The sequence below is a fragment of the Halorussus halophilus genome, assembly GCF_008831545.1.
GTDB lineage: Archaea > Halobacteriota > Halobacteria > Halobacteriales > Haladaptataceae > Halorussus > Halorussus halophilus.
This window is the reverse complement of record NZ_CP044523.1, coordinates 723,678-739,768: the sequence shown is the minus strand read 5'-3', so window position 1 is coordinate 739,768 and position 16,091 is coordinate 723,678. Positions and strand designations below refer to the sequence as shown.

The window sequence follows — 16,091 nt, the reverse complement described above, 5'->3', positions numbered from 1 at the left end:
TGACGCCAGCGGTACACTCAAGTCTGCACCGTCCAATACTCGACCGAATGACCGACGCGGAAGTCCTCGTCGTCGGGGGTGGTTCGACAGGGTGTGGCATCGCCCGCGACCTCGCCATGCGAGGGGTGGACGTGACCCTCGTCGAGAAGGGAAACCTGACGAACGGGACGACCGGCCGAATGCACGGCTTGCTCCACAGCGGCGCTCGATACGCCGTCTCCGACCAACCGAGTGCGAGCGAGTGCATCGAAGAGAACCGGGTCCTCCGGGACATCGCCAGCCACTGCGTCGAGATGACCGGTGGTCAGTTCGTCCAGTTGGAGGGCGACGACGACGAGTACTTCGAGGAGAAGTTGAAGGGCTGTCGAGAGTGTGGCATCCCCGCGGACGTACTCACTGCCGAAGAGGCCCGCGAGGAGGAACCGTATCTCAGCAAGGACGTGAAACGCTCGATTCGGGTGCCGGACGGGGCTATCGACCCGTTCCGACTGTGCGTGGCGAACGCCGCCAGCGCGCAGGAACACGGCGCGCGCATCGAGACGCACACCGAGGTGACTGACGTGCTTCTGGACGAGTCGGACGACGAAGTCCGTGGTCTCGAAGTCCGCCACGACTCCGGGCCGGGCAAGCACGAACACGGACGTGCAGGTGAGACGGAGAAGATAACTGCGGAGTACGTCGTCAACGCGACGGGCGCGTGGGCCGGACAAATCGGCGAGATGGCGGGCGTTGACGTGGAAGTTCGCCCCTCGAAGGGCGTGATGGTCGTGATGAACTGTCGGCAGGTCGATACGGTCATCAACCACTGTCGGCCGAAAGGCGACGCCGACATCGTGGTGCCCCACGAGACGACCGCGATTCTGGGCACGACTGACGAGGAAGTCTCGGACCCTGAGGACTACCCTGAGGAACAGTGGGAAGTGGATATGATGATAGACCAACTGTCGAAGTTGGTCCCGATTCTGCAAGAGGCTCGGACAGTTCGCTCCTTCTGGGGCGTGCGACCGCTGTACGAACCACCGGGCACCGGCACGACGGACCCGACGGACATCACGCGGGACTACTTCCTGTTGGACCACGAGGAGCGCGACGGCCTCAGTAGCTTCACCAGCATCGTCGGGGGGAAGTTCACCACCTACCGAATGATGGCAGAGGAGATTTCCGACCACGTCTGCGAGCAGTTGGGCGTATCAGCGGAGTGCCAAACTGCCGACGAACCACTGCCGGGGAGCGAGGACTTCTCCGTCCTCCGGGACTACATGGACGAATTCGGTCTGCGCTCGCCAGTCGGCCGCCGAAGCGTCCAGCGACTCGGCAGTCGCGCCGACGACGTGCTGAAGACGGGCGAACCGAATCCCGTCCTCTGTGACTGCGAAGCCGTGACCCGCGCCGAAGTTCGGGACGCCATCGACCAGTCTGGGACGGACCTGAACGCCGTCCGCATTCGAACGCGCGCCTCCATGGGCAACTGTCAGGGCGGCTTCTGCTGTCACCGGATGGCGAACGAACTCTTTCCCGAGTACGACGAGTCCCAAGCGTACGACGCGCTGGACGAACTGTTCGAAGAACGCTGGAAGGGCGAGCGTCACGCCCTTTGGGGCGAACAGCTCTCGCAGGCCGCGCTGAACTACGCGCTCCACGCGACGACGATGAACCGCGACCGCCCTCTGAAGGGGGAGGACACTGACTTCGCGGCGTTCGACTCCGGTGTCGAGACAGAGATTCCGGAACCCGTAGCCGACGAGAGGGGCGAGCGTGGCGATTGAAGACGACGTGACGGTCGTCGGCGGTGGCCTCGCGGGATTGACCACGGCACTTTCGGCGGCCCGTGCTGGCGCGCAGGTCCGCCTGCTCTCGCACAAGGACTCGACGCTCCGAAGCGCGAGCGGACTGGTGGACGTGCTGGGGTATCGCCCCGAATCGGCCGCAGAAGCGACTGCCCCGATAGTGGACCCCTTCGAGGCGATTTCGGACCTTCCGGAGTCACATCCCTACAGCAAGGTCGGCGAATCGGGCGTCCGAGACGCACTCGCGTTGTTCGACGAGGTAGTCGGCGACGCCTATCAGGGAAGTCACACCGACCGAAACGCCTTGCTGGCGACCCACGGCGGGGAGGTGAAGCCAACCGCGCGCTACCCCGCCAGCGCGGCGGCCGGACTGACGAGCGATACCCGCGAAGCCCTACTAGTCGGTTTCGAGACGGTCGTAGACTTCGACGCGCCGCTGGTGGCTTCGCATCTCGAATCGTCCGGAGTCCCGTTCGACGTGCGCGGAGCGACTGTTCGGTTCCCCGGCGACTTCCGAGCAGACGCGAAGCTGACCAGACTCGCGGACGCGCTCGATTCGGACGAGCGCGTCGAGGTGCGCGAAGAGACCGGGAGCGCGGGATACGCCGAGTCGCTTCCCGCACGCCAAGCACTTGCGGAGGTCGTAAAGCCCCACCTCGACGGTGCCGAGCGCGTCGGCTTCCCCGCCCTTCTGGGCCAACACGACCCGGCGGAAGTCCGAGCGTCGCTCGAATCGGAACTCGGCGCGGCCGTCTTCGAGGTGCCGATGGGACCGCCGAGTCTGCCGGGGATGCGCTTGGAGGGCAAGCTACTGGGGGCCTGTCGGGAGGCTGGCGTTCGGATGACCACTGGCAATCCGGTCGTCGGCTACGAGACTGCAGGTGGCACGGACGACGACGGTGACCGAATCGCGGCCGTACGAGTCGAGCGAAACGGCGCGGCGATTCCGTTCCACGCCGAGCAGTTCGTGTTGGCGACGGGTGGTCTCGTCGGGAAGGGCATCGACTCGAATCGTTCGGGAGTTCGGGAGCCGATTTTCGACTGCTACGTCCCTCATCCAGACGACCGCTACGACTGGTTCGCCGCCGAGGCTTTCGGAGAACATCCATTCGCCCGTTTCGGGGTGGAGACCGACGACGACATGCGAGTGCTGGACGCTGGTGGAGAGAGCGACTTTTCGAACCTACGCGCCGCCGGGGCGGTCCTCGGGGGCTTCGACTTCGCCGCGACGAAATCCGGGGCTGGCGTCTCGCTGGCGACGGGACGCGCCGCCGGACTGGCCGCGGCACGGGAGGTATCCGAATGAGTGAAATAGAGGATTCGAACGACGAGAATACTGTTCGAGAGGAAGAAGCCGTCGAGAACGACGAGTTCGAACCGGTACAGGTGTTCCCCGAGAGCGAGGAGATGGACCTCCGACCGGGGTCAGACGACTGCTACAAGTGTTCTACCTGCGACACGAACTGCCCGGTCGCGCAGGTAGACGACGAGTTCCCCGGACCGAAATTTCAGGGGCCGGAACAGTGGCGACTCAAGCGAAAAGAGGACCACGACATCGACGACTCGGTCATGTCCTGTTCGAACTGCATGCGCTGTGACGACGCTTGCCCCTCGGACGTGCCGCTCTCGCAGATGCACAACACCGCCCGCGGGGAGTACGTCGAGTCACAGATGGAGAAACTGTCTCAAGAGTACATTCGCAACCGGATTTTGGCGAACTACCGCACGATGGCCGAACTGGGGAGCAAAGTCCCGCGACTGACGAACTTCGTGATGGGGTTGGGAGTCACGAAACTGTTCAACGAGAAAGTCTTGGGAATCACCTCCGAGCGGGAGTTCCCCGACTTCGCGGAGGAGACGTTTCGGGAATGGTGGTCGGATCGTGGAGGGCCAAAAGTGCGGTCAGAAGACAAGCGCGTCGCCTACTTCCACGGGTGCTACTCGAATTACAACACTCCCAAGGTCGGCAAGGCGATGGTCCGGGTCTTCGAGTCGTTCGGCTACGAAGTCGTGGTGCCGAAACAGCGGTGTTCGGGTACGCCGATGTTCGCCAACGGAATGTTGGAGGACGCCAAGCGCGCGGCGGGCATCAACGTCGAGAACTTCTCGGGACTCATCGAAGAGGGCTACGACGTGATTGCTTCCTGTACCTCCTGCTCGATGAGTCTCCGGCAGGAGTACCCCGAACTGTTCAGTTTCGACGGGACTGCCAGCGTGGCGGCCCACACCTACGAGGCACTGGAGTATCTGCGACTGCACGAAGACTTGGAGGCCGCGCTGGAAGCGGGCGAGGTTGAGGCAGGGAACTTCGCGTACCACGCGCCCTGCCACGCTCGGAATCAAGGGCTGGCGGGTCAGCCTGTAGAGTTGTTCGAGTCGCTTGACGGGGCAACTGCGGAGGACGTCGGCCCCTCGTGTTCGGGGATTTCCGGCACCTACGGCTGGAAAGAGGAGAAGTACGACGCCTCCATGCAAATCGGCGCGGAGATGTTCGACCACATGGAAGAAGCTGAGGGAGAGGTCGGGATGACGGAGTGTCCGACCTGCGCCATGCAGATGGAACACGGCACCGGCTACGAAATCCGGCATCCCCTAGAGGTGCTTGAAGCGGCTTTGGTCGAGTAGGGTATCGTCGAATTTGATGATTTCTGCGGCGTCAGCAGGAAACCGAGTTCGAGAATTCTGTCGAGTGGAGCGTTCTACGCAAGCCACACAGCAGTAGAGATTCTGTCGAACGAGGCTTCCTGCTCACACGAAACCTATGAGACCGCACAGCACCGCGACAGCCACACGCTCGCGGCTTCGCCGGAAGACAAAGCGCGTCTTCCGAGCCTTGGCTCACGTCCGTTCGTCAAGACGCCCCTCGCAATCCGAGGCCCACTCTCCGCACCACCGGAGGACAAACCGCGTCCGCCGAGGCCACCCTCACATTCGCTCGCGTAACCGCCCGCGCGCCTCGCGTTCCTCCCCAACCGACTGTGGGTTTCAGTACGAAAGACGCGCTACGGCGCGTCTTTCGGGCCTGCAATCCTCGTCCCTCGCGCGCACAGGTCGCGGCACGAGGCCGCGACCCCACGCGCCACTTAAGTTATAGGAATACATGACACGAATTTTGAGTTGCGGCGCGCGCCGTCGGACCCCTGTGGTCCGACGAGTCGCGAGAGGGATGACGGAGTGAAGTGCCCAAAGGGCACGAACGAAGGAATCGGCTGGGGAGGTGTGTGGCTGTCGCGGTGCTGTGCGGTTGCGGTTTCTCATCGGCTTCGGGAGTAGCTAGCTTCACTTCGTTTTCGATGATTCGTCGGATTCTCGACGGTATTCCCGTCGTCGTATTCGTAGCTATCACAGGACCAACTTCTAGGGACCCCGCTCGCGGATGTAACGACAGCAAAAAATAACCAAGAATACCACCCTGAAACACACTCCGAGAGATTCAAGGCCGCTCCGATACCCATACCAACCAATGCGCGAGGACCACCTCATCACCGCGAAACAGCTCTCACGGGCGGACATCGAGGCCGTACTGGACCGCGCGGCCGAGATAGACGCCGACGTGAGCGCGTTCGGGGACCGACACGAGGACGCCGTCCTCGGACTCATGTTCTTCGAGCCGAGCACGCGCACGAAGATGAGTTTCGAGACGGCCATCAAGCGACTCGGCGGCGAGACCGTGGACATGGGACCGGTCGATTCCTCCTCTGTGAAGAAAGGCGAGAGTCTGGCCGACACGATGCGCGTCGTGGAGGGCTACGCCGACGCGCTCGTGCTTCGCCACCCGAGTCAGGGCGCGGCGAAGATGGTCAGCGAGTTCGTGGACGTGCCACTGCTGAACGCGGGCGACGGCGCGGGCCATCACCCGACACAGACCTTGCTCGACCTCTACACGATTCGGGAGAACGCCGGACTGGACGACCTGAACGTCGGCATCATGGGCGACCTGAAATACGGTCGCACCGTCCATTCGCTGGCCCACGCGCTGACGAACTTCGACGCCCAGCAGCACTTCATCAGCCCCGAGAGCCTGCAACTGCCACGGAGCGTTCGCTACGACCTCCACGAGTCCGGTGCGATGGTTCGGGAGCACACGGAACTAGACGAAATCCTGCCGTCGCTCGACGTGCTATACGTCACGCGCATCCAGCGCGAGCGGTTCCCCGACGAGAACGAGTATCAGGAGATAGCGGGCGAGTACGGCATCGACCTCGAAACGCTCGACGCCGCGAAAGACGACCTGACGGTGATGCACCCGCTGCCCAGAGTAGACGAAATCGCGCCCGAAGTCGATGGCACCGAGTACGCGAACTACTTCGAGCAGGCGCACAACGGCGTCCCAGTGCGGATGGCACTGCTCGACCAGATGTTGGAGGAAGACCAATGAGCGACCACGAACTGCGCGTCAGCAAGATTCGCAACGGCACCGTCATCGACCACATTCGCGGCGGCCAGGCCTTGAACGTCCTCGCTATCCTCGGCATCGACGGTTCCGAAGGCGAGGCGGTCAGCGTCGGCATGAACGTCCCAAGCGACCGGATGAGCCACAAGGACATCGTGAAGGTAGAGGGGAGAGAGCTGAGTCAAGACGAGGTGGACGTGTTGTCGCTCATCGCGCCCGAGGCGACCATCAACATCATCCGGGAGTACGAAGTCGCGGAGAAACAGCATCTCGAACGACCCGAGCGCGTCGTCGGCGTCCTCTCGTGTCCGAACCACAACTGCATCACGAACGCTGGCGAACCTGTCGAGACGAAGTTCGACGTACTCGACGACGGCGTGCGCTGTGAGTACTGCGAGACCATCGTCCGGGACGACCTCGCGGCCCACATCAGCGTGAAGTAGCGGGAGTCGAACTTCGGCACCGCCGCGAGATAAGCGCAGGATACCGTCATCGAAACGTCGAATTACTCCGCTAAAACGGCCCGAACGGTCGTTTTCGTTTATTTTCGGTGTCGGAGTAGCCGATAGAGAGATGAAGGTACGAGTACTCGCTACGGTCATCCTCTCGACACTACTTCTGCTCGCCGGAGTCGCTCCCGTCGTCGGAGTCTCCGAAACTCCGAAGCAACGCTCGGACTCCCCCGTTCACCGTCCTGCACCGGCCACTGGTGGCGCTTCTGCCGACGCACTCCCCGAGGCGACTGCGCACTCGTCTACCGCCCAGCAGTACAAGGTCACGCTGGACAACGCCACCATCAAGCGGTGGCTCCTCCGAAACGCGACGGTTCAGAACGCGACCGTCGAGACGTTGGTCGTTCAGAACGTGACGACGCCGAACGCCACGGAAACGAACGTCACCCTCCAGAACGTCTCAGTCGGGCGTTTCTTCGTGGAGAAAGGGCGGCTGATGAACGTGACCGCCGAGAGTATCGTCGTCCGGAACAAGTCCGTGCTGAACGTCCCCGGCGCGGACCTCATCAACCCGACGGTCAAAGACAGGGTCATCGAGAGCCACACGACGAGAAACAACACCGTCGTGGGCATCGACATCGACACGGTCGTCGTCGAAGCGGCAGACCTCCGAGAGAACGCGACGATTGGTGAGCGCGCGACTGCGGCGGCGAACTCGACCAACTCGACCAACTCGACCAACTCAGCAAATTCGACCAACTCGACCAACTCGACCAACTCAGCAAATTCGACCAACTCGACCAACTCGACCAACTCAGCAAATTCGACCGCGGCTAACGGTGCCCAGCCAGACATCACGGTCCAAAACGGCACCGTCGGTCTCGCAGTCGTCAAGACCGGTGTCGCGTCGGAGTGGACGGTCGAATCGACCGAAGGAGTGAACGCGACGGCCACTGGAGCGAACGCCACGACCGCTGCCACCGCGAACGCCGCGGCAACGAACCCGACGACCGGCGGAAACTGACGAGGCGAACGAACGACTTACCCCGGTGCCGACCGAACGGCCGCATATGTTCGGCGTCGTCACGCGCAACCCCGACGAGTTAGAGTGGTCGGAGTTCGACGTAGGCTTCTACGAGGTCAAGGACGTAACCGGCCGCGCCGCAGAGCCGGTCGAAGGCGCGGTCAGCATGGTCTCCTGTTTCGGCGACAACGCCGCCGCGGAGAACACCCCGGGTCTCGTCCCCGTCAGCGAGTCCGGCGAGCGAGCGACCCGCGAGCGACCGTACTTCGACTGGGCGTACGTCTGCCCGACTCACGACGACTATCGGGCAGGACTGCTCGAAATCGTCGAAGATTGCGCCGAAGTCACGCCCGACGTGCGACTGGACGACGTCGGTTTCCCGCGCGCCGAGTACTGCTACTGCGAGCGGTGTAACCGATTATTCGAAGAGAGCGACTTCGAGGACCGTGAGGAGTGGCGCGCGAACGTCATCACGGAGTTCGTCGCAGAAGCGACCGACCGAATTCCCGGCAAGACCTACTTCACGCTGTATCCCGACCCGTATCCCGGGCACCTCTACGAGCGCGCCGGACTCGACTTAGAGGCCCTAGAGGAGTACGTAGACGAGTTCGTCGTCCCGTTGTACGACATGGCCTACGCCACGACCTACTGGCTCGAAGTCATCGCCAGCGGCTTCGAAGACGTGCTGGACACGCCGTTCAGCATCGAGTTGTACGCGGTCGATATCGACCTCGACGACCTCGTCCACGCCGCCGAGGTCGCCGACGCGTACGCAGAAGACGTGTACTTCGGCTACGACGCGAGCAACGCGCGGGCCGCACTCCGACGGAAGGAAGCAGACGCTCGTGACGGCGTTTCGCACGGCGGCCCGGAGTGAAGGAACTACTCTTTCCGACGAATTTCGATCTCGCCCTCGCCGGAGACGACGACCTGGTGGCCTGCGAGGGGGAACGTAACCTGTCCGACAGCGCGAGGCCGACCGTCAACTGTCGGTGCGAACAGTTCGTCCAGCGCGTCGGGGTCCACGCGGTCGCGGAGCGGTTCCAGTTCCAGCGGGTCCGTGTCGGTGATCGCGGCGACGAGTCGGACCACGACGGTGCTGAGCGGCTCTGGACTCGTCCAGTCGTACTGTGCGTGGTAGACGCCTGCCGACGCGTCCTGTTCGAGCTCGATGTCGAGATCGGAGAGTGCGATTGTATCTTCCATCATTTCGGGCGAATTGTACTCGACGGCCGGTCACTCGACGGTGGTGGGTCGAAGTGTCCAAACGGTGACTGAGACGGTCGAGTTTCTACTGACTGTTACCAATTGGGCCACGTAAATAAAAACAGGGGGTCGAAGGAGTGCTAATTTTTGACATAATTTAACATAGCATAATTCCAACTGGTGGCAAGATAACCGCGACGTGTCCTGCGATTCGCCAGCGACGAGTCTATTCGCGAGTGACGAACCGGGTGGTTTTTACCGCGCGCGGGGGTAGGTCGTCGTATGAGTTTCGAGGAAGACGACACCGTCATTCTGCACGACGAGCACAGCGACTACGACGGCCAAGAGGGGACGATTACGCAGGTCATGGACACGATGTTCGGCGACAGCACGTACACCATCAGCTTCGAGGACGGCCAGCAGACCGGCGTCCCCGAGGACTCGCTGGAAGCCGTCGAAGACGAAGAGTAACGTCCCTTCTGCGATTTATCGTCGTCGGCCACCCGTCGATGCGTAGTTATTTGTATCTGAACTTCGATACGTCGAACAGAAATAATGAGGGAGACGATTCGTTCCCGACTGACCGACCGTGGTCAGGTGGGTATCGGCACGCTCATCGTGTTCATCGCGATGGTGCTGGTCGCCGCAATCGCCGCAGGCGTCCTCATCAATACGGCGGGATTCCTCCAAACGAAGTCCGAACAGACCGGCCAAGAAGCCAGCGCGCAGGTGAGCAACCGCGTCGTCGTCACGAGCGCGTACGGTAACGTCGCAAACGAGCGCGTCGAGTTCGTGAACCTCACCGTCATGCGCGGTGCCGGGGCCGACGACATCAACCTCTCGACGGCCACGGTCGAGTGGATTGGACCGGATACGGCGACGACGCTCGTCGGGAGCAACGCGACCATCGTGGACGAGAAGTACCTCATCGACCCGAACGCAGACCAGTTCGAAATCAGCCCGATTCGCGACCCCGGAAACAGCGTGCCCGTGCTGGCCAGTCAAGACGACCGATTCCGTCTCTCCATCAACACGGCTCACTACGACGACGACGGGAAAGGACTCCAAGAGGGCGAGACAGCTTCGGTGAAGATAACGACGCAGTACGGCGCAGTGACGGTCTACCAAGTGACGGTGCCGCCGTCGCTCTCGCAGAAGAAGGCCGTCTCCGTTTGAGGAAGACGAACCGTCGTCGCAGTCTGACCCGACAGCGGAGAACAGAACGACTTTTTCAGGGTGGGCGTCCTACGCTCGCGTAATGGCCGAAGTTCCGTTTCACTACGTCGATCTGCGGACGTTCTGCTACGCGACGGAAGACGACAAGCGCGTCGAGCAGGCGATTCGGACGTTCCTGCCCGAGGAGTTCGAGGTCGAGCGCGCCGAGAGCAAAGGACACCACGGCGACCGAATCGTCGTCTTCTCCGCGCGCTTAGAGCGCGCCGACGAGATGCGCCACGTCCTCTCGAAACTCGCCGACCTGCCGAACATCGAGAGCGTCCTCGACGAACTCGGCAACCGCGTAGACGACAACTGCTCCTTTTTCCTGCGACTCGACAAACAGGCGGCGTACCGTGGCGACGTCGCGTTGGGCGACGGTATCACCTTCCGGGCGAAAGTCGAGGCCTACCCCGCGAAGAAGGAAGCCGCGGTGGAGAACGCTCGCGAGACGCTGGAACGCCTACGCTGAGCGACTACTGGTTTCTGCTGCAAAAAACGGGGACCGTAGAGTCGGCGATTAGTGTGCGGAGAACCCGTCGATTACGCCGTCGCAGTCCGGGCAAGACACGAGTTCCGAACCGGGAGATTTCCCGCCGAGAGGGTCGCCGTTTCGAAGCGTTTGAGAGCTGGTCCGCCGACTCAGTTCCGAGCCGCAGTGTGGACATTCTTGCATACGTCTCACCGGAATACCGTGTGAACAGCTAACAGTACACGAAGTGCATTGATATACTTTGTGCCAGTTCCAATCACATTATTGTCACGAGCCAGGCAAAATATCGCCCAGTGCCGCACCGAGCGCCATCGGCGCGAACGCGACCGTCGTCTGACAAATCGCGAGCCACGGGTCGGTCCAATCGACGCGCCCCCACGTGGTTAGCATCACGACGGCGGCGACGTAGGAGATGGTGAGCACTCCGAGAAGGCGGCGCGGGACGACGCCGAACAGTGGCTTGTAGATTTCGACCTGTTGAATCTCTGCGACGTACAGCACACCGACGACGAGTCCGAGGGTCGCAAGGAGTGTACCGACGAGTGCGAAGGGGTGTGCGGCGACGAACGCACCGGATTCGAGCGTCCCTTCCTCGACGGCCATCGGGACGCCGACGAGGACGCTCCCGACGAATGCTTCGGCGGCGTCGTGACGGTCGAATCCGCGGATGACCCGGCCGAACGCGCCGGGGCGAACCCGACGCGCGACGCGCATCGTCTCCCGAACTTGTTGGCGTTCATCGGGGTCGTCTACCGTCTCTTCGAGCGTTTCGAGTTCCCCCAACAGATCGGTCATGTCCGGGTTCTCCGGTGGTCGGGCCATGTCGGAGTCAGACTCGCTCTCGTGTGCCTCCGACTCCTCGCGGTGGTTCATGTCCACGAGATACCGCGCACCGAGGATAAAGGGTCGTGACAGTACGAACGCGCTCAGCAGTCCGTGGGGGAGTTGAGGTACGACTCTGTCCACGCGGGGAGCGTCCCGACGACGACGTTCGCTCGGTGGTCGTACTCGACGAATCCAGTGTCTGCGAGTTTCGGGAGATGGTTGTGATGCAGTTCGAGGGCAATGCGGTCACGGTTTCGTCCGTCTGCCGACTCCGCAACGGCGGCCGCGAGTGTTGCAAGTTCGACGCTCCCGTCCGTCTCGTCTAGATACTGCAGTACGTGTCGCCGAATCGAGTTCTCCATCGCGGACGACAACGAACTCCGGATGGCGTCTCGCTTGGCCGCTCTCGGCACGGACGAACCCGACAGTTCTCCCCCGTCTCGATTTCCTAACATAGTTGCCTCACGTCCCAGTGGAACGCTTCACGTTCGGCCTAGAACTGGTGGCACCTTATTGTATCCTCCCGGACGTGTTTCGGTTCGTGGCGACCGTTCGAGTGAATCCAACTCGTTTCGACAGTCGAAACATCACGAGGTGAACAAGTCAGGCCGAAACGAATACGGTGTTGTGTGTCGAATGTTGCCACAGAACGTGGGACATCTAGAAGGGGGCGTAGTATGAGCGACGAGTCCGAGCGAGAGAGTCGGGAACTCATTAAGACCGTCGTAAAGCGCGCGCCATTTCTCGACCGGCTTTCTGCGGGACCGACGAGCAAGCGTGACCTCCGAGACTAACTCGGATTCTCGCGCTCGACGGTGTACAAAGCGGTGCGTGAACTGGAGGCTCACCATCTGGCGGAAGAAATCGAAGACGGCGTTCAACTCACGCTACTTGGCCGACTACTATACGAACGGTATCAGTCGTTCGCATCTGTCGCAGACGAAGTTCGCCGGCACGCTCATCTCCTCTCGGAACTCCCCGCCGACGCGCCGATAACGCCAGATTTACTCAACAAGAGCGATATCGTGCTTCCCGAGCGTCACGCGCCGAACCGCCCAGTCCAGCGCGTGACGGAACTCGTCGAGGGGGCCGAACAGGTAGTCGCACTCGCTCCGGTCGCGCTCCCGGCGTACGTCGAACTCTTTTACGAACAAATCGTCGATGAGAACCTGACTGCCGAGTTCGTCTTCGAACCGCCAGTTATCGAATACCTCGGTACCGACTACGGTGAGATGCTCGAAGAGGCGGCCGCGACTGGGAGATTCACGGCCACGATAACGGACGCGGAGTTGCCATTTGGACTGGTCGTCTCCGAAGGAGAACGAACCGGCGTCGCGGTCATCGTCTACGCTGAAGGCGGCGAACTTCGGGGCATCATCAGCAACGAGACGCCGGAGGCACTCGACTGGGGACGCGAAGTGTACGGGTACTACCGGTCGGACGCGACGCGACCGGACGAGTCGAACTGACCGGGACAACTACCAAGCGACTCCAGACCGAATCGGGAGCATGCCAGCGGCACTCGTCACCGGGGCCTCGAGAGGTATCGGTCGCGCAATCGCCGAGCGATTCGCACACGACGGGTTCGACGTCGCGGTCAACTACGTCCAGAGCGCTCAACAGGCGCGCACCGTCGCCGACGACATCGGCACCCGAACCGACAGCGAGGCGGTCGCAGTTCGGGCAGACGTGAGCGACGCCGAAGAGGCAGAAGAACTCGTGGATGCGACTGTGGAGGCGTTCGGGTGTCTCGACCACGTCGTCAACAATGCGGGCATCGACCAGCACGTCTTCACTGAGGACCTCTCACCGGCGGACTTCGACCGGGTGATGGACACGAACGTCAACGGCGCATTCAACGTCACGAAGGCCGCGCTAGGGGAACTCCGCGAGTCAGAGATTTCGCCGACGCCCTCGGTGACGAACGTCTCCTCGATTCTGGCCTACACCGGCGCTCCCATCGAGTGTCACTACGCCGCCTCGAAAGCCGGACTGTTAGGACTCACGAAGAGCCACGCGAAGGACTTCGCCCCGAAGATACGAGTGAACGCCATCGCACCGGGTCACGTCGAGACCGATATGACCGCCGACCGTTCTGCGGAGGAAAAGGAAGAAGAGATGGAAGCCATTCCGCTCGAAGCGTTCGGCCAACCGGCGGACATCGCGAACGCCGCTGCCTACCTCCGAGACGCTGGCTTCGTCACGGGCGAGACGCTGAACGTCAACGGCGGCGAGTTGATGCGCTGACTACTGCCCCTGCCACTCCGGTTCGCGGTCCTCGAAGAAGGCGTCGATGCCTTCGTTCTTGTCTTCGGAGGCGAACAGTTGGGCGAACAGTTCGGCCTCGTGTTCGATGCCCTGTTCTAAGTCCATCCGACTGGACGCCTTGACGGCTTTCTTCGCAAATTCGAGCGCCAGCGGACTCTTCTCTGCCATTCGACCCGCGAGTTCGTAGACCCGCTCTTCGAAGTCGTCCTCGCCGAGTACCTCGTCCACGAGGCCGATTTCGTGGGCTTCATCGGCGTCGATGATTTCGCCCGAGAGAATCAACCGCATCGCTTGGCCCTCGCCGACCAGTCGCGGGAGTCGCTGGGTGCCGCCGCCGCCGGGCATGATGCCCAGGTTGATTTCTGGCTGGCCAAGCTTGGCACCCTCACGGGCGATACGGGTGTCACAGGCCTGTGCGAGTTCACAACCGCCACCCAAGGCGTGGCCGTTGATTGCCCCAATCACGGGCTGTTTCAGGTCGTCCACGTACTCGTAGACGCGGGGGCGCTTGCTGGCCTCGCGCTGTTCGAATGGCCCGCGCTCGCGCAGTTCGTTCACGTCTGCTCCGGCGACGAACGCGCCGGACTCCTCAGAGCCAGTGAGGACGACGACCCGCACGTCGCTGGCTTCGATTGCATCGAGTACATCCTTCAACTCGGCGCGAACCTGTGCGTTCAGCGCGTTTCGTGCATCTGGTCGAGAGAGCGTGACGGTGGCGACGCCTTCGACTTGGTCGCCGACTGCGACGTTCACCGTCTCGCACTCTGCGCCGACTGCTTCGGGGCTTCCGATGGAATCGGATGCTTCGTCAGAATCGCTCATTGCTCGTCACCCCAGTCGCCGCTCGTCCCCACGATTTCGCCGTCTTCCCAGACGTAGAAGCCTTCACCGGTCTTCTTGCCGAGTTTGCCAGCGCGGACCTTGCGGCGGAGAATCTGTGGCGGGCGGAACCGCTCGCCCAACTCCTCGCGGAGATGTTCGAGAATGTCGAGTCGCACGTCGAGTCCGACCACGTCGCCGAGTTCGATGGGACCCATCGGGTGGTTGTAACCCAGTTCCATCGCGTCGTCGATGTCGCTCGGACTGGCGACGCCCTCTTGGACCATCCGGACGGCTTCGACGCCCAGTGAGACGCCGAGTCGGGAGGACGCGAACCCCGGCGCGTCCTGTACCTCGACGGCAGTCTTGCCGATGTCCTCCACGAAGTTAGTGGCGAACTCGACAGTCTCGTCGCTGGTCTGTTCGCCCACGACGACTTCCACGAGCGCCATGATGTGGACCGGGTTGAAGAAGTGGAGACCGATGCCGCGTTCGGGATTGTCGAGCGTGCTCACGATTTCCGTCACCGACATCGAGGAGGTGTTCGACGCGATAACCGCGTCCTCGGGGGCGTGTTCGGCCACGTCTTCGAAGGTCTGCTTTTTGAGGTCCATCTCTTCGGGGACAGCCTCGACCACGAGGTCTGCGTCTTCGACGGCTTCTTGGAGGTCTGTCGTTCCCGAGATGTGTTCGAGCGTGGCCGCTTTCTCCGCTGGCGTCACCTTGTCGCGCTCGACGCCACCCTGCAAGTTCTCCTCGATTGCGTCGATACCGTTCTCCACGAACTCCGTCTCGATGTCTCGAATCGTTACGTCGTGGCCCGCCATCGCGGTGACCTGTGCGATACCGTGCCCCATCGTTCCGGCTCCGAGTACGCCGACGTTCATGGCAAAATTCGCGTCCGGAGGAAGGTTAAACGTTTATACACCACCTTTTTCCGCTCGGGTGGCTCAGCGCGCAGAGCGCGCTGACCACCACTCGCGCAAAAAATGTGGATCAAAAAAGGGACGCAGAGAAATCTGGCCGCCCAGCGGCCAGATTTCTCGCGTCTGCTGTGTGCTAGTACGACCTCCGCACCGCCACTGCGAAAGCCACTCCCTCCCAACCGACTCGTTCGCTGACGCTCACTCGTTTGGCGATACAACTCAAATCAGAACCCTCCGGGTGGAACGCACATTTATAAACGAACACACCACCAACCACGCCTATGCCCGAAATCTCCGACGAACAGCGCGAGCGAATCGAGTCGGACCCGTTCTGCGAGACGCTCGGCGTCGAGTTGGTAGCCCTCGGCCCTGGTGTGGCGACGACGGAACTCACCATCACTGACGACCTGTTGAACTTCCACGGGACGCCCCACGGCGGCGCGGTCTACTCGCTGGCGGATGCCGCTTTTGCGGCGGCTTCCAACGCAGAGGGCGACACCGCGCTCGCTCTGGAGACGAACATGTCGTACCTCGACGCCGTGGAAGTCGGCGAGACGCTGACTGCGGACGCCGAGCGACTGCACGAGAGCAGAGCCACTGCAAGCTACGACGTGACTATCACCGACGAAGCCTACGAGCGAATCGCCATCTTCCGCGGCCGGGTGTATATGCCGTAATTTGGG

18 protein-coding genes are annotated in these 16,091 nt (G+C 62.1%); 13 read left to right on the top strand and 5 right to left on the bottom strand.

Annotated features, from left to right (window positions below; genetic code table 11):
- Positions 1–47 precede the first annotated feature (47 nt).
- The 7 genes from glpA to F7R90_RS03615 all read left to right on the top strand — a co-directional run bounded on the left by glpA (position 48) and on the right by F7R90_RS03615 (position 8,533).
- A complete protein-coding gene (glpA, locus tag F7R90_RS03645) occupies positions 48–1,766 on the top strand; it encodes an anaerobic glycerol-3-phosphate dehydrogenase subunit GlpA (protein ID WP_158055920.1) in 1,719 nt (572 codons plus the stop codon).
- The gene (gene glpB / locus F7R90_RS03640; protein ID WP_158055919.1) at positions 1,756–3,093 is read left to right on the top strand and encodes a glycerol-3-phosphate dehydrogenase subunit GlpB; all 1,338 of its coding nucleotides are present in this window, start codon (positions 1,756–1,758) and stop codon (positions 3,091–3,093) included. The genes glpA and glpB overlap by 11 nt, the downstream gene beginning before the upstream one ends.
- A complete protein-coding gene (locus F7R90_RS03635) occupies positions 3,090–4,412 on the top strand; it encodes an anaerobic glycerol-3-phosphate dehydrogenase subunit C (RefSeq protein WP_158055918.1) in 1,323 nt (440 codons plus the stop codon). Before glpB ends, F7R90_RS03635 begins: the two co-directional genes overlap by 4 nt.
- Before the next feature lie 838 nt (positions 4,413–5,250).
- Positions 5,251–6,165, top strand: a complete 915-nt coding sequence (gene pyrB, locus F7R90_RS03630) for an aspartate carbamoyltransferase (RefSeq protein ID WP_158055917.1) — start codon at positions 5,251–5,253, stop codon at positions 6,163–6,165.
- Positions 6,162–6,623: an aspartate carbamoyltransferase regulatory subunit gene (pyrI, locus tag F7R90_RS03625; protein WP_158055916.1), complete on the top strand. Its 462-nt coding sequence runs from the start codon at positions 6,162–6,164 to the stop codon at positions 6,621–6,623. Before pyrB ends, pyrI begins: the two co-directional genes overlap by 4 nt.
- A 130-nt stretch (positions 6,624–6,753) precedes the next feature.
- Complete coding sequence (locus F7R90_RS22010; RefSeq protein WP_192498387.1) at positions 6,754–7,656, top strand: hypothetical protein; 903 nt, start codon at positions 6,754–6,756, stop codon at positions 7,654–7,656.
- Positions 7,657–7,702: 46 nt separating this feature from the next.
- On the top strand, positions 7,703–8,533 hold the full coding sequence (locus F7R90_RS03615; RefSeq protein WP_158055914.1) for a hypothetical protein: 831 nt from the start codon (positions 7,703–7,705) through the stop codon (positions 8,531–8,533).
- Positions 8,534–8,538: 5 nt separating this feature from the next.
- On the opposite strand, the gene F7R90_RS03610 is transcribed toward F7R90_RS03615, so the two are convergent.
- On the bottom strand, positions 8,539–8,865 hold the full coding sequence (locus F7R90_RS03610; protein WP_158055913.1) for a HalOD1 output domain-containing protein: 327 nt from the start codon (positions 8,863–8,865) through the stop codon (positions 8,539–8,541).
- A gap of 279 nt (positions 8,866–9,144) precedes the next feature.
- On the opposite strand from F7R90_RS03610, the gene F7R90_RS03605 reads away from it, so the two are divergent.
- From F7R90_RS03605 to F7R90_RS03595, 3 genes are all read left to right on the top strand, one after another.
- Positions 9,145–9,333, top strand: coding sequence for a DUF1918 domain-containing protein (locus F7R90_RS03605; protein WP_158055912.1), 189 nt, complete (start codon positions 9,145–9,147; stop codon positions 9,331–9,333).
- 84 nt (positions 9,334–9,417) lie between these two features.
- Positions 9,418–10,038, top strand: coding sequence for an archaellin/type IV pilin N-terminal domain-containing protein (locus tag F7R90_RS03600; RefSeq protein ID WP_158055911.1), 621 nt, complete (start codon positions 9,418–9,420; stop codon positions 10,036–10,038).
- Between the two features lie 82 nt (positions 10,039–10,120).
- Complete coding sequence (locus F7R90_RS03595; protein ID WP_158055910.1) at positions 10,121–10,549, top strand: RNA-binding protein; 429 nt, start codon at positions 10,121–10,123, stop codon at positions 10,547–10,549.
- Between the two features lie 288 nt (positions 10,550–10,837).
- Here F7R90_RS03595 and F7R90_RS03590 read toward each other — a convergent pair whose 3' ends face one another.
- A complete protein-coding gene (locus F7R90_RS03590; RefSeq protein ID WP_225741251.1) occupies positions 10,838–11,443 on the bottom strand; it encodes a DUF2391 family protein in 606 nt (201 codons plus the stop codon).
- A 53-nt stretch (positions 11,444–11,496) separates the two neighbouring features.
- Complete coding sequence (locus F7R90_RS03585) at positions 11,497–11,850, bottom strand: DUF7344 domain-containing protein (protein ID WP_158055909.1); 354 nt, start codon at positions 11,848–11,850, stop codon at positions 11,497–11,499.
- A 372-nt stretch (positions 11,851–12,222) separates the two neighbouring features.
- Between F7R90_RS03585 and F7R90_RS03580 the strand changes: the two genes are divergently transcribed.
- A complete protein-coding gene (locus F7R90_RS03580; RefSeq protein WP_158055908.1) occupies positions 12,223–12,864 on the top strand; it encodes a helix-turn-helix transcriptional regulator in 642 nt (213 codons plus the stop codon).
- A gap of 40 nt (positions 12,865–12,904) precedes the next feature.
- Positions 12,905–13,642 (top strand): SDR family oxidoreductase, encoded by a 738-nt coding sequence (locus tag F7R90_RS03575; RefSeq protein WP_158055907.1) that lies wholly within the window; start codon positions 12,905–12,907, stop codon positions 13,640–13,642.
- On the opposite strand, the gene F7R90_RS03570 is transcribed toward F7R90_RS03575, so the two are convergent.
- Together F7R90_RS03570 and F7R90_RS03565 are read right to left on the bottom strand one after the other, a co-directional pair.
- Complete coding sequence (locus F7R90_RS03570) at positions 13,643–14,485, bottom strand: enoyl-CoA hydratase/isomerase family protein (RefSeq protein ID WP_158055906.1); 843 nt, start codon at positions 14,483–14,485, stop codon at positions 13,643–13,645.
- On the bottom strand, positions 14,482–15,369 hold the full coding sequence (locus F7R90_RS03565) for a 3-hydroxyacyl-CoA dehydrogenase family protein (RefSeq protein WP_158055905.1): 888 nt from the start codon (positions 15,367–15,369) through the stop codon (positions 14,482–14,484). The genes F7R90_RS03570 and F7R90_RS03565 overlap by 4 nt, the downstream gene beginning before the upstream one ends.
- A 320-nt stretch (positions 15,370–15,689) precedes the next feature.
- On the opposite strand from F7R90_RS03565, the gene F7R90_RS03560 reads away from it, so the two are divergent.
- The gene (locus tag F7R90_RS03560) at positions 15,690–16,085 is read left to right on the top strand and encodes a PaaI family thioesterase (RefSeq protein ID WP_158055904.1); all 396 of its coding nucleotides are present in this window, start codon (positions 15,690–15,692) and stop codon (positions 16,083–16,085) included.
- Positions 16,086–16,091 lie beyond the last annotated feature (6 nt).